Here is a 12,850-nt window from a genome sequence, read left to right as displayed (position 1 = left end):
TCAAAAACCCTTAATTCTCAAAAAAATGACAAATTGTAATAGCATCTGAAAAACATAAACCTGTATAGCAAAAAAATCTGAAAACACAGAAAGAGCTATTGAGTGTAATAAAATTACTAAAACAAACCCATGAACCAAACTACGACGCTTAGCATAAGCGTAAAAAATATACATTGGAAATAATGATGCTAAAAAATAAAAGAATAATGACCCGATCACACCAAATGCAGACAAATAATTTGGCATGAATGAAGAAACGTTAAACGCAGACAGAACCAAATCAACTTTAACTGGCTGATCCAATGCATCTCGAATAAAAGAAGGAATTAAACCAAACATAGCTTTATATGGTTCAAAATTTAATAATGAGTATGAGTTTATAACATTTTCAATATTATTTAATGATGATGTTAAATACATGTAAACCCAAATGGTTCCCTTCGGCAACCATTCTGGAAAATTATCAGAAATATTAAATACATCGTAAACTTGCTCCCCTAAGCCTAGGGTACGATTTTCTCCAAACCATGCAAAAATAAAAACAAATAAAACAAAAAAGACCATTAACTTAATCAGTAGCCTAAAGGACAACCCCCTAAAGACAAGTATGACAAAGAAACTTTGAACCAACATCGAAGTCAACCCCCCCCTATTCATTCCTACAATAGGAACAAGAAGTGTTAACAAATAGTACAAAATATAGATCTTTCTATTTGTTCTTAAATAATTGTATAGACTGTACATTGAAAGAGATAAAACTATGGCATTTAAAAAACCGTGAAGACTTGGTATTCCGAAATCTTGATAAGTAATCACACCAAGACCAAAAACAGCCAAAATTGGCAAATCCCTAAAATATACCACTTCTAACAAGAACAAAAATATCCCAAAATATAAAAGCATTTTTATTTTTATTCTTGCATGTAAAGAAAATTGAACAAGTTCTGCTGGCACTATTTTTCGAAGGTACAACCTTCCAGATATAACAACAAATAATAACCAGCTGAGAATAACACTAACATTAGCAGCCACTAAGTAATTTAATGTAAAATCTGATAATGGCAAAAAAATATTACTATAATATCTCGTATACAAAAATAACGATAATGACCAGACAAAAATGAACACAAATGCAGGATTAATTAACATATTTTAAATATTACGACCATACTTCATCCTTTGCATTTTGTTCCACACGCCTGGAAAAAATTTTAAAAGGATAAACAATAGAAAATACTTATAACCCTTAAAAGCACATGGTCGCAACACACGTTCAGCAGACTTCTTATCTTGTATTGACATAAAGTATTGAGCATCGTAATAGGCAGCTCTAGAAAAAGCTTCATCAAATTCTGAAGAATATTCTTCTCTAATAGCAGAGTTTTCTGAAATTATTTTGTTTAATGTGTACCGTCTTTCATCACCCCACCTAGAAATAGACTTATTAGTTAAAGAGTTATCATGTATGCGATATTTAACAAGAACATCATCAATTACTGAAAACTTGTATTTTGCAGCCAACTGCATAAACAGGCAATATTCCTCAGAAGCAGTCACATTCGGATCAAACTTTAGACCTGAATTTGATAAATGTTTTTTTGAAAGCATTGTAGTTACAATTGGAACATCAAATTGCTTCAATAGACTTCCAAAGATAAATCCACTTTTTTGTTTGGGCCTCATTTCGCCGATTGTTATTCCACTAGTATTTATATTTTCCTGCCCTCCATAAACTAGTGCGTAATCTCCAGACTTAATTTCAGAAAGCTGCTTCTCTAAAGTTGAAGGAAACCATATGTCATCAGTATCTAAAATAGCAATGTAATCCCCTGAACAATGAGAAATACCAAAATTCCTCGCTGCACCTAAAGGAATATTTTTTTCTGTCCTAACGACTTTAACCTTTTCACCAAAACTACTAGCTATTTGGGCACTGGAATCAGAAGAGCAATTATCAACAAAAATTAACTCCCAATCAGTGAATGTTTGTTGAAATACACTTTCAATAGCTTCGTTCAAATAAGTTTCACTATTAAAACAATTCATTAAAATTGATACTTCAGGCTTCATAGAACTCTCTAATTTTTGTAATGACATATTCTTGCTCATCTTCTGTAAAATCAACATGACAAGGCAGAGTTAAAATTTTTGTATAGAGTTGTTCTGTTACTGGAAGACAACAATTACATTCATATTTTGTTAATAAGTGATTAGGCTTATAATGAATCCCGCACTCTATTCCACTCGCGAGCAAGAAATCCCTTAATGCATTTCTTTGCTCAACTTTAATCACAAATATATGTGAAATAAGCTCATCATAGTTAAAATCCAGTATTTCAACTTGTTTAATTTCCAGAAGATCGCTTAAATACTTAAAAACAATTAACTGACGCTTAGTTTTAAACTCTTCGATACGGTTTAATTGTTCAATACCAATAGCGGCATGAACATTACTCATGTGATATCGAAACCCTTGGAACTCTACATCAAAATCCCAACTCCTCTGACCAAGGTATCGTTTCTCGGTATCTTTTTTAACACCCAATAAGCGGCTATCTTTTAATTTATCAGCAAGAGTGGTATCTCCGGTAACAATTGCCCCCCCTTCTCCTGAAGTAATATTCTTTATACCATCAAAGCTGAAACAAATAACATCACCTGACACACCTACTTTTTCACCTTGCCTAGAGCAGCCAAAAGCCTGAGCTGCATCTTCAACGACCCTTAAGTTATATTTAGTGGCCAAATCATATACTTCTTCCATCCCTTTAGATGAACTCGCATAGTGAACAGGCATAATAACCTTTGTTCTTTTCGTTATTTTTTGTTCTGCATCGTTAATGTCCAAAAAAAGTGTTGTTGGATTAACCTCACATGAAATTGGTACAGCTCCTGTCGCGGAAATTGCCTGAAAAGAAGCTACATACGTTAATGAAGGAACCAACACTTCATCACCAGCAGATAATCCGAGACACTCTAGAGCCAAATGTAAAGCAGAAGTTCCAGTACTAACGCAAATAACATCAAACTGAGTATCAAGGTAATTCTTAATTAGTTTTTCGAACTCAGAAACTTGTTCACCCATTCCCAAATATTCTGACTGAAGGACTTTAGAAACAGACTCGATCTCTGCATTTGATATCGAACACTTTGACAACCTAACTTTCAAAATCAACTCCAATCATATGGTATTAACTCTAATGCACAGTTTTCAGCCTCATCAGGATCATGTGCTATTGATGCAATATTTAGTAACATATTCCGTGTATTACCGACACCTTTAAAAGCGACCCAAACACCTGGAGGCACAGTCAATCTTTGATAATGACTTAAAGACAATGTCACTTCAAGAAAGCTGCCCTTTGAAGATGAATTAGGCCTTTCGTCATACAGAACAAACTCGACCTCTCCTATTGGCACAACTAAATTCAACACCATTACGGTATGTTTTTTCCAACCTTTGATTTCATTATAATTAATCTCAGAAAAATACGCCTCACCAAAACCACAATACCCTGTGTCCGTTTTTTTAATTGCGTGTAAAACATCTCCCTTCGGGTTAGGAATTTGTCTTAAAGGTGTCAAGATTACTCCGTCCATATTAGACCTTTTCTCTTAGCAATTGATTGATACTCATTAATTTGAGCAATAGTTTTCAAATAAATATCATTCTCATTTTTATAAAAATCATAATACCACTCACTAGTAAATCTAATAGTATCAGAGTAATCTAACGTTGCTTGCCACTTCAAAGAAAATAAAGCTTTATCACAATTCAACTTCAATAAACCAGCTTCATGAAACGGGATATTATCCGTTATTTTAAACGCAGCGTCAGGGTTTTTAATATCCCAGTACTGGCTAAGATCTTCAAGTAATTGCTTTACAGTATGATTTTGTTCTGCTCTTGGACCAAAATTGAATGCTTCACCATTAAGGTCATCTGCCAAAAACAACGCCTGCCCTAAATTCAAATAACCACTTAGCGGCTCTAGAACGTGTTGCCATGGCCGCGTTGCACTTGGACTTCTGATTTCAACTTTGTCTCCTCGACTCCATGCCTCCATGCAATCGACAACAATTCGATCTTTTGCCCAATCCCCTCCACCAATCACATTTCCAGCTCGACCTATACCTAACTTAACATTACAATCTGAGTTATTGAAAAAAGAGTAAAAATAAGATTTAATAATTAATTCAGCAGCTCCTTTTGAACCACTATATATATCCTTCCCACCCATTTTGTCATTTTCTTTGTACCCCCACACCTGCTCAACATTGTCATACGCCTTATCACTTGTAATAACAACAGCAACACACGGGTGGTTAGACACTTTTAAAGCCTCGAGCACATTGGCTGTACCCATAACATTTGAAGATATGGTTTCAATTGGGTCTGAATAAGACGTCGAAACAATTGGTTGTGCCGCTAGGTGAAATACAAAGTCAGGCGTTTCTTTTAGAAGAATATTCGTTAAGCTATCAAGCTCTCGAATATCTTCAAAGTAGTGTTTGATCTTAGCTTCCATTTCAACTTCTTCAAACATTGAAGGTTTCGTTGGAATATCCTTAGATACCCCAACAACGTGAGCCCCTAATTGCAACAACCAACTAGATAACCAAGACCCTTTAAAGCCAGTGTGTCCAGTAACTAAAACTTTTTTATCTCTATATATATCGTTAAACACCACTATTCCCTTTTATGGATATAAAAAATTGATCAAACTTTCTTTTCTGTTTTAGCATCGGCAACTCTAGAAAAAAATAACTTAAAGTAGAGACTGCTAATAAAATCAAGAATGCTATACACAGTCCAAAATAAACGTTATCAACTAATGCCTGTGCTGTTTGGGTTACCGGCCAAGCATAAATATAAAACCCATAACTAAGATCATACTTACTAAACTTTGGAAAAAGATTCTTGACGTAAAAACCTACAAATAATATTAATATAATAAGTAACATTCCTAGAAAAAATTCAGAAAAACTACCTTCAAAAATAAAAATCAAAAGCACGGATACCAATAGGCTTTTCATTCCCTGATTACGGAATAATAATTGGTATGTTGCTACACCCATTAAAAAATAGGCCAACACCCTCAAAAAATCGAATCTAAATCCATTTTCTGACAAAACTCCTAAATTGGTAAGGAAATATAATCCAGCAACAAACAGAAATGCCTTTAGCAAAATTGATATTCTTGGAGTTAAAATTAAAGGAACAATAAATAGATAGCAAAAAAATTCAAATGGGATTGTCCATATAGGTGTATTTACAACTCCTGGCTGTCCAGAACCTAACCATATTCCTGGAATCCCTCCATATTGAATTTGTTGAAGAGGAAAAAAATTAGTAAATATGAAATTAAATGCATTAGACATAAACCGCAAGTCAATATCTACTTTATCAAATAGCACAATCATCAATACAGACAAAAACAATGATAATATAAAAGCAGGAAACAATCTTAATACTCTCGCTCCAATATATGAAATAAAGCTCCTTTTTTCAAAACTCTGAGAAATAAGAATACCACTTATGAAAAAAAAACCATTTACAGAATACCATCCTAGAGAGTGTCCACCAGGATATAGACTCGGTTCATTTAGTTTGTATATTGAAAAAGTATGGCTATAAAAAACAAAAAAAGCTAATACATATCTTATTAACAACTGATTATTATCAAATTGAATAATATTTCTGTGTATTACCTCATGAACTTTAGCCATTACGAGCTTTAACCTTAGTCCATAAGCTATAAATAAAACTGGTTTGTAGTTTTTTATTCTTCAGATCACCCCAAGTCAGATCGCCGCGGCCAAGATAATCGATAAACAATTTTGCGCTATTTGAAAGGGAGTGATTATTTATATAGAATTCGTATGTTTTCCTGGACATTTCACTCATATTTGCTTCCCATTCGACCATTAAATCATCAAAGGTGTGGAAACCATTCTGAAAACAGCTTCCGCCAATTTTTTCTCCCAAACTAAAACCATGGATTTCATAAAAAAATTTATAGCGATATGATTTTGGAATTTCCAAATAACTGTAATCTAATCGAACAGTTGGTACACCTAGTTTTGCGCCATCCAAAGCGGATGTTCCCATCGCAAACAACATGCCTAAGGACAGCATGAACTTATTCAACTCCGAGGGTTTGATATATGAAAGTCTATGAATAGTAAAGTAATTTGATGATAAGTCGATAAGACTCGATGCATATTCTCCATCACCTACTATATAAAACTCTACCTTTTTTTTATTCTCATTAGAAAATCTAAAGGCATCCTTAACCACCCTATTTAAAATTGATATTTTAAAGTCTGACAAACGACCAACCCAACCTAACTTTATAACATCAGAAGGCGCTTCAAAGCTTTCAAAGAATTCGTTCTTTCGAGAATCTTCACTAAATAATGGTAAAAATTGACAGGAATTCAAATGCACTTTTAAACTTTTTTCAAGATTACAAGAAATATTAGCGTCCAAAATGGCATGAGATCTTGTTCTCTCAATAAGATTCAAAAACTTTTTTGATTTTAAGTATTCATTTAATAAAAAGGTCTGCCAAAGTACTTTTGCAATAACCCCACCCTCATACATTTTTGTACGAAACCTTCCTGGCAACACTGGATAAAAGTTTGCCGGCAAAGTTGTAATAAAAAAAACATGAGTATTTGGAGGGATATCCAACATTGGAAAAATTGACCATGGAGTCATCGATTGAAAAATTAGAATGACATTGTCAGGTATCTGCGCAGCTCTATCATCATCGTACGAAATGAGCTCTAGGCCTTCATCATTATTATTGGCCATATCTCCATCGGGGTAATCAACAATTGCCACTTGATAGTTTTGCCGACTCAAATAGTTTGCAAGCCTTAAAAAAAGCATATTTACCCCTCCTGGACCATGTCTGAAGGGAAAGCAAAAAATAAGCTTTTTGGATATTAAGTCCATTGTCGCCATGGTGCCTTATTTTCATTCCACATTTTCACGAGAGTGTGTTTGTCTCTTAAAGTATCCATTGGCATCCAGAACCCATTATGCTTATAAGTATAAATCTGTCCATCTCTTGCTAAATTTTGCAAAGGCTTCTGCTCAAAAACCGTTGAGTCTCCTTCGGTTATATAGTCAAAAACCTGAGGCTCACAGACAAAAAAACCGGCATTAATCCAACTACCGTCACCTTTTGGTTTTTCTTTAAACTCATTAACCCTATTATCATTTGAAATATCTAAAGCCCCAAATCTTCCATCGGGCTGAGCAGAAGTCATTGTCATCAGTTTACCATGAGATTTATGAAACTCTACTAACTTGCCAATATCAACATCGGAAACGCCATCACCATAAGTCAACATAAATGGCTCATTTCCAACAACATTTTGAGCTCTTTTTATTCTTCCACCAGTCATAGAGTCTAAACCGGTATCAAGTAATGTTACCTTCCAAGGTTCACAAGAGTTATTTAGTATTTCCATCTTATTTTTTTGTAAATCAATAGTAACATCGCTTTGATGGAGAAAGTAATTTGCGAAATATTCTTTAATGTAATAACCCTTATAACCAAGGAGAACGACAAAATCATTAAACCCATACTGACTGTAAATTTTCATAATATGCCATAGTATTGGTTTCCCCCCTATTTCAACCATAGGTTTTGGTCGTAAATCTGTTTCTTCACTTAATCTCGTTCCAAAACCACCAGCCAAAAGTAATACTTTCATGTCCTTTTATAACCTCTTATAAATCTATACAATACTGTTTTAATTCTTTTGCGATCATATCTGATTCAATTTTCAAATCACCTTTAGCAGACTTCCACATACCAACACCGTTTTTAGAAACTTGGGGTTTAAAAAAAGTTTTAGCAAGCTTATGCTGATTTTCATCAACACCTAAAAATCTAAATATTTCGCTTTTCGATTCATCATAATTTAAAACCAAGTCTTCAAAATAAACCCTGAGCTTATTGTCACTATTGGTACTATGAAGATCATTTTTCTTCATAGATTTATATTTCTGAATAAAACCAAGAACACCATTGCCAGTTGTGGCATTCCAACCTTTTTTTCCACCTTTAGAATAGTTTTTAGCCGACAAATAAACATCTCGTGGATCTCGATCAACTACAATCTGTTTTAACTCAGGAAAATACGGGCTTGTCGCACCGCACAAAAAAGGTTCAAGAGCATTATGAACAACACGAGTATGAAAAGATGATTTATCAATCGTGTCACAAATTATTAAATTCAAAAATTCTCTGGTTTTTGTGATAAATTCTTCTTCAGTAGGTGAACTGTGGTATATATCGAACTCAGTTGCTTTAGAAAAACCAAGTTTTCTTAATAACTTCCTTACAAAAATCTGCATTTTATTTAGATTTTCGTATGCATAAGGCCACTCCCCTTTCCACTGATCCTCAACTAGAGAGTCTATATATTTTTCCGCTTCTATTGAAAAGCCTGGGAACTGCAAATCATAATTAAATCCAGCTCGGAATAATTTATCTCTAACAAAATTAGAACCTGAAAAAATGTTTACTAAATGCTTAAACCGTCTAATTGCCTCGCTACTTCGGACTGGTGACCAACATTTAACCAAGTCATTATGTAAAGCAATTATCCCGCCGGATGTTCGAATCAGATCAAATTCAACATCACTAGGGGGGACATAAATACCATCAATCTCTCGAAGTAAATCGCTTAAGGCTGATTTCCCACTAAAACTGAAGCCAGACAAATCTACTATTTGCATATTTACTTGCTCTACTACAGCTTTTTACAAACAACAAGCATATGGGAACTAAAGCCACTATCGGAAATAGACTTTTGCATCATATCAAATTGTTCTTCAGAAGCGACTTTCAAGAATTTTCGCCAGAAACTATCATTGATATATTTTGAATTGTTTTTCATTATATCTAGATCAAGCTTTCCTGGCGTTGTAACACCCTCAATAGTAAAGCCGATCCTTTTTAAGAGAAATTTTATTGAACTAGGATTCAAAAAATTTAAATGCTGTGGCGGAGAAATAGACTTTGAGTGTTTACCTAATGTTTGTATATCTACACCTAAACCACTTAATGTAGAAAATATAAAAATATCACCAGAACCCATCAAACAATATAAGTTATCTAAAAATGCTTTCGGGTCATATAAGTGCTCAAAAAGCTCAAAACTAACAAAGCATTTAGTCTGAGCTGATTCAAAATCATCAGTTCTTAAATCTTCTAAAAATGACTCTAAAACCTTGAAACCTTTGTCTCTGCATATTTTAGCTAAGTGCATTGAAGGCTCAATAACAGTCACTGACGCATAATCTAATGCTTCGAGTTCTTCAGCAAAAACCCCATAACCTCCGCCGATATCATAGACATTTTGAATATTGTAGTTTTTTAAAAGTACATTTATTTGCTGAGCTTTTGGTTTCCAGATTTGTTCTCGACGAGATACTTCAGTTTCTTTATAAAATGTAGTAGCCCAAAACTTTGAAGACTTCGAATCAGAGTAAAACTTTTTAAAATACTTAAACTTTGGACGTGGGTTAACATACAAAGTCAAACACTCTTCGCACTCACTAACACCAAATCCATCTTTTTCGTAAACAACAGGAGATGCGCCTGAATTACATGCCGGGCATGGCATTTCTTGCGTTTCGCAACCATTAAATATTTCAGAAACATCTTCTTGGATTAATCCCAAAAATGTATCAAAAATTTTCTTAGGACGGATATCTTCTTCTTTCACAATTCACCTAGTTTATTTTAATAGCCAAGATATCAACCCTATAGAAAATAGTAAAAAACTAACATAATTAAAAAATCATTTAAGAACTAATTTTTTGGATAACCTGACTATTCATAAAAAAATACAATCACCACATTGGGTAGTTATCGTTCTGCTTCTTTTTTTTCTTAAATAAGCTCTTAACAGCTTCATAAAGTTTTATGAAAATTTTCTTCATGTTGTTATTGCCTTTGCTAAAATTATTTTACTCATCAACTGATTACCGTCATCATTCAAATGTACTGCATCGACAAATAAGGTTCTATTCTCATTAAAATCTTCATTTGCATCAACGAATCTTAGATCGTTTTTTTCACCCATCATTCTCAATTGACTACTATAGAATTTGTATAAAGACAAATCCATCTTATCTTTATATACACTCCATGCCGTTCCTTTTTGAATGCGCTCTAACTCATCAAACACTTCAAATTCTTCAGTTGAGGTTTTTTTCTGTGTCCAATTAAAAAAAGGCTGTAACACGAAACTAACATTACATTCTAATTGTTTTTTTAAAGCCGAATATAGAAAAAAATTTCGATTATAATTCTGTACTAGATTGTTCATTTTATCATCGAAAGTTAAACTTTTTTCTTCATTGATTGATTTTTTAAAAAGGCTTAATAAAATATCTGAAATACTTTTTTCAAATAGATACTTTTTATCAGTTCCAGTAATTTTTGCAATTAATCCTACTATAATTCTTCGCTTACATGAATAGACTGCATCTAACGCATCAATCTCTCCAAATCTACGATCAAAACCATCATTAAATTCTGAGACAAGATTAATATATAAGTCATTATTCCCAGATAAAAAAACTATATTATTAACCTTCTTAGCTTTATAAATAAAGCGAATTAAATGAATATACTCTTGGATTGATACACCACCTCGAAGGCCAAAATTTAACCATACCTGCCCTGTTTCTTTAGCCAAATAGGATGAAATTGTTTGTGAATCAGAACTTGCCCCAACACCAAATACTGTTGAACCACCAATCAAAATATTTACATGCTCATATTTTTCAATATCTTCAACTTTAAATATCTCAGTACGACCCTTTGTCCAACGGAAACCGCTTACATCTGTATTAATTACTGAATCGTGATAATCTATCGGCCCTGATAGCATTGCATATGGTGCAAAAGTACCTGCAGCCATTTTGTCATAATTTTCCATACAAGGAAAAAATTTATAACGCTTATTAGTCAAGCTGGAACTCCTCTTTCCAGTTAGTGTCATTTTCTAGTTTTGGTTGATTTTCTTTTAATAAGACATAATCTCCAATCACTAAGATATCCATTTCAGTTCTCATAAAACACCGGTAACTGTCTTCAGGAGTACATACAATTGGCTCACCTCGTACATTAAAAGATGTATTCACCACCACTGAACAGCCGGTTTTTTCTTCAAATGCCTTAATCAAACTATAATACCTAGAGTTTGTTTCAGGATGTACAGTCTGAATTCTAGCCGAATAATCCACATGAGTTACAGCTGGAATTGTACTTCTATTAACTCTTAACTGCTCGATACCAAATAAGTTTTGCTCTTCTTCGGACATTTTAATTGTCAAATCCTCCTTAATAGGAGCAACTAAAAGCATGTAAGGACTATCCACATCAATCTGAAAATAATCAGAAACCTTTTCTCTTAATACTGAAGGAGCAAATGGTCTAAAACTCTCCCTATACTTAATCTTTAAATTCATAACCGTTTGCATTTTTTGACTTCTTGGATCACCTAAAATACTTCTATTACCCAATGAACGTGGGCCAAACTCCATTCTCCCTTGATGCCAACCTATAACTTTTTCATCTGCAAGCCCATCTGATACACAATCAAGAAGACTGCTAAAGTCATCATAATAAGTATATACAGCATCAACACTGTCTAAATATTCAGCGATATCTGTTTTTGAAAAACTAGGCCCCAAGTATGACCCCTTCATAGAATCACTTTTATCATCAGCAACCCTAGGATTTCCAGCCTCTTCATAACAATACCATTGTGCGGCTCCTAGAGCCCCTCCAGCATCACCAGCTGCCGGTTGAATCCAAATATTATTGAAGATATTTTCTCTTAAAAGCTTGCCATTAGCGACACAATTTAATGCTACACCACCTGCTAAACAAATATTTTCCAAGCCAGATAGCTTTTTAGCTGATCTAGCTAATTTAATAACAATTTCTTCTGTAACATCTTGAATAGATCTAGCCACATCCATTTCAAATTGACTAATCTCTGTTTCAGGTTCTCTAGGAGGTCGTCCAAAAAGTTTATGAAACTTTGTGTTTGTCATATGATTTGCAAACGGAAAATCGAAATAATCCATATCGAGTTGAAACGTACCGTCTTCGGAAACGTTGACTATCTCATTCTTAATTAAATCAACATATTTAGGTCGTCCATACGGAGCCAACCCCATTACCTTATATTCCCCACTATTAACTTTAAACCCAATATAGCTGGTGATCGCTGAATAAAGTAACCCTATTGAATGAGGAAATTCTACACTTTCTATTTTAGTAAGTTTATTCCCTTCTCCTTTCCATAAGGTTGTCGTTTCAAACTCCCCTACACCATCTAAAACTAAGACTGCTGCTTTATTAAATGGAGAAGAATAAAACGCACTTGCAGCATGGGAGTGGTGGTGAGTCGTATTTTTAATTTTCTCTTTTGGGACATCTACACCTAATTCTTGTCTAAAACTTTGAATCAAATTTGATTTCCAATAGAGTTTTTTTGTTAACCAAATAGGTAGTGACTTAAAAACGAAGGGTAAGCTTTTAGGAAAAAAATTCACATAGGTCTTTAAAATTCTCTTAAATTTTAAAGACGGATCATCATAAAAAACTATTGCATCGACTTGATCTAAGCTAATACCAGCTTCAGCTAAGCAATATAGTATTGCATTTTTAGGAAATCCTGAATCCTGTTTTATTCTTGTGAACCTTTCTTCTTGAGCAGCCGCTATTATTTCATCATTGCGTAAAATTGCCGCTGCTGAATCATGATAATAAGCCGAAACACCTAAAATATACATTTTTAAGGT

Annotated in this window: 12 protein-coding genes; all 12 read right to left on the bottom strand. The window is 33.8% G+C overall.

Annotation, left to right across the window (positions count from 1 at the left end):
- The 12 genes from CYQ88_RS00890 to CYQ88_RS00835 all read right to left on the bottom strand — a co-directional run bounded on the left by CYQ88_RS00890 (position 1) and on the right by CYQ88_RS00835 (position 12,841).
- On the bottom strand, positions 1-1,149 hold the full coding sequence (locus tag CYQ88_RS00890; RefSeq protein ID WP_101839424.1) for an O-antigen polymerase: 1,149 nt from the start codon (positions 1,147-1,149) through the stop codon (positions 1-3).
- 3 nt (positions 1,150-1,152) lie between these two features.
- On the bottom strand, positions 1,153-2,097 hold the full coding sequence (locus CYQ88_RS00885; protein ID WP_158235986.1) for a glycosyltransferase family 2 protein: 945 nt from the start codon (positions 2,095-2,097) through the stop codon (positions 1,153-1,155).
- Complete coding sequence (locus tag CYQ88_RS00880) at positions 2,060-3,085, bottom strand: DegT/DnrJ/EryC1/StrS aminotransferase family protein (RefSeq protein ID WP_233188772.1); 1,026 nt, start codon at positions 3,083-3,085, stop codon at positions 2,060-2,062. Before CYQ88_RS00880 ends, CYQ88_RS00885 begins: the two co-directional genes overlap by 38 nt.
- 86 nt (positions 3,086-3,171) lie before the next feature.
- The gene (locus CYQ88_RS00875; RefSeq protein ID WP_101839422.1) at positions 3,172-3,600 is read right to left on the bottom strand and encodes a dTDP-4-dehydrorhamnose 3,5-epimerase; all 429 of its coding nucleotides are present in this window, start codon (positions 3,598-3,600) and stop codon (positions 3,172-3,174) included.
- Positions 3,588-4,688, bottom strand: a complete 1,101-nt coding sequence (gene rfbG / locus CYQ88_RS00870) for a CDP-glucose 4,6-dehydratase (RefSeq protein ID WP_101839420.1) — start codon at positions 4,686-4,688, stop codon at positions 3,588-3,590. The genes CYQ88_RS00875 and rfbG overlap by 13 nt, the downstream gene beginning before the upstream one ends.
- Positions 4,681-5,730 carry an acyltransferase gene (locus tag CYQ88_RS00865; RefSeq protein ID WP_101839418.1) on the bottom strand — a complete coding sequence of 350 codons (1,050 nt, stop codon included), beginning with the start codon at positions 5,728-5,730 and terminating at the stop codon, positions 4,681-4,683. Before CYQ88_RS00865 ends, rfbG begins: the two co-directional genes overlap by 8 nt.
- Positions 5,723-6,973 carry a glycosyltransferase family 4 protein gene (locus CYQ88_RS00860; protein ID WP_143483741.1) on the bottom strand — a complete coding sequence of 417 codons (1,251 nt, stop codon included), beginning with the start codon at positions 6,971-6,973 and terminating at the stop codon, positions 5,723-5,725. Before CYQ88_RS00860 ends, CYQ88_RS00865 begins: the two co-directional genes overlap by 8 nt.
- Positions 6,955-7,731: a glucose-1-phosphate cytidylyltransferase gene (gene rfbF / locus CYQ88_RS00855; RefSeq protein ID WP_101839415.1), complete on the bottom strand. Its 777-nt coding sequence runs from the start codon at positions 7,729-7,731 to the stop codon at positions 6,955-6,957. Before rfbF ends, CYQ88_RS00860 begins: the two co-directional genes overlap by 19 nt.
- Positions 7,732-7,747: 16 nt before the next feature.
- Positions 7,748-8,761, bottom strand: a complete 1,014-nt coding sequence (locus CYQ88_RS00850) for a sulfotransferase (RefSeq protein WP_101839414.1) — start codon at positions 8,759-8,761, stop codon at positions 7,748-7,750.
- Positions 8,762-8,775: 14 nt separating this feature from the next.
- On the bottom strand, positions 8,776-9,753 hold the full coding sequence (locus CYQ88_RS00845; RefSeq protein ID WP_101839413.1) for a class I SAM-dependent methyltransferase: 978 nt from the start codon (positions 9,751-9,753) through the stop codon (positions 8,776-8,778).
- 213 nt (positions 9,754-9,966) lie between these two features.
- Complete coding sequence (locus tag CYQ88_RS00840) at positions 9,967-11,007, bottom strand: hypothetical protein (protein WP_101839411.1); 1,041 nt, start codon at positions 11,005-11,007, stop codon at positions 9,967-9,969.
- Positions 11,000-12,841 carry a carbamoyltransferase gene (locus CYQ88_RS00835; RefSeq protein ID WP_101839410.1) on the bottom strand — a complete coding sequence of 614 codons (1,842 nt, stop codon included), beginning with the start codon at positions 12,839-12,841 and terminating at the stop codon, positions 11,000-11,002. Before CYQ88_RS00835 ends, CYQ88_RS00840 begins: the two co-directional genes overlap by 8 nt.
- Positions 12,842-12,850: the final 9 nt, after the last annotated feature.

It is taken from the genome of Hydrogenovibrio sp. SC-1 (assembly GCF_002848135.1).
GTDB lineage: Bacteria > Pseudomonadota > Gammaproteobacteria > Thiomicrospirales > Thiomicrospiraceae > Hydrogenovibrio.
Note: the sequence above shows the minus strand (reverse complement) of the source record. Positions and strands in the feature narration are given on the sequence as shown.

What these genes read in the sequence shown, in the direction of transcription:
- CYQ88_RS00865 (WP_101839418.1), bottom strand. Translation starts at nt 5,730, where the DNA reads ATGGCTAAAGTTCATGAGGTAATACACAGAAATATTATTCAATTTGAT.
- CYQ88_RS00880 (WP_233188772.1), bottom strand. Translation starts at nt 3,085, where the DNA reads ATGGGTGAACAAGTTTCTGAGTTCGAAAAACTAATTAAGAATTACCTT.
- CYQ88_RS00860 (WP_143483741.1), bottom strand. Translation starts at nt 6,973, where the DNA reads ATGGCGACAATGGACTTAATATCCAAAAAGCTTATTTTTTGCTTTCCC.
- CYQ88_RS00875 (WP_101839422.1), bottom strand. Translation starts at nt 3,600, where the DNA reads ATGGACGGAGTAATCTTGACACCTTTAAGACAAATTCCTAACCCGAAG.
- CYQ88_RS00885 (WP_158235986.1), bottom strand. Translation starts at nt 2,097, where the DNA reads ATGTCATTACAAAAATTAGAGAGTTCTATGAAGCCTGAAGTATCAATT.
- rfbF (WP_101839415.1), bottom strand. Translation starts at nt 7,731, where the DNA reads ATGAAAGTATTACTTTTGGCTGGTGGTTTTGGAACGAGATTAAGTGAA.
- CYQ88_RS00835 (WP_101839410.1), bottom strand. Translation starts at nt 12,841, where the DNA reads ATGTATATTTTAGGTGTTTCGGCTTATTATCATGATTCAGCAGCGGCA.
- CYQ88_RS00850 (WP_101839414.1), bottom strand. Translation starts at nt 8,761, where the DNA reads ATGCAAATAGTAGATTTGTCTGGCTTCAGTTTTAGTGGGAAATCAGCC.
- CYQ88_RS00890 (WP_101839424.1), bottom strand. Translation starts at nt 1,149, where the DNA reads ATGTTAATTAATCCTGCATTTGTGTTCATTTTTGTCTGGTCATTATCG.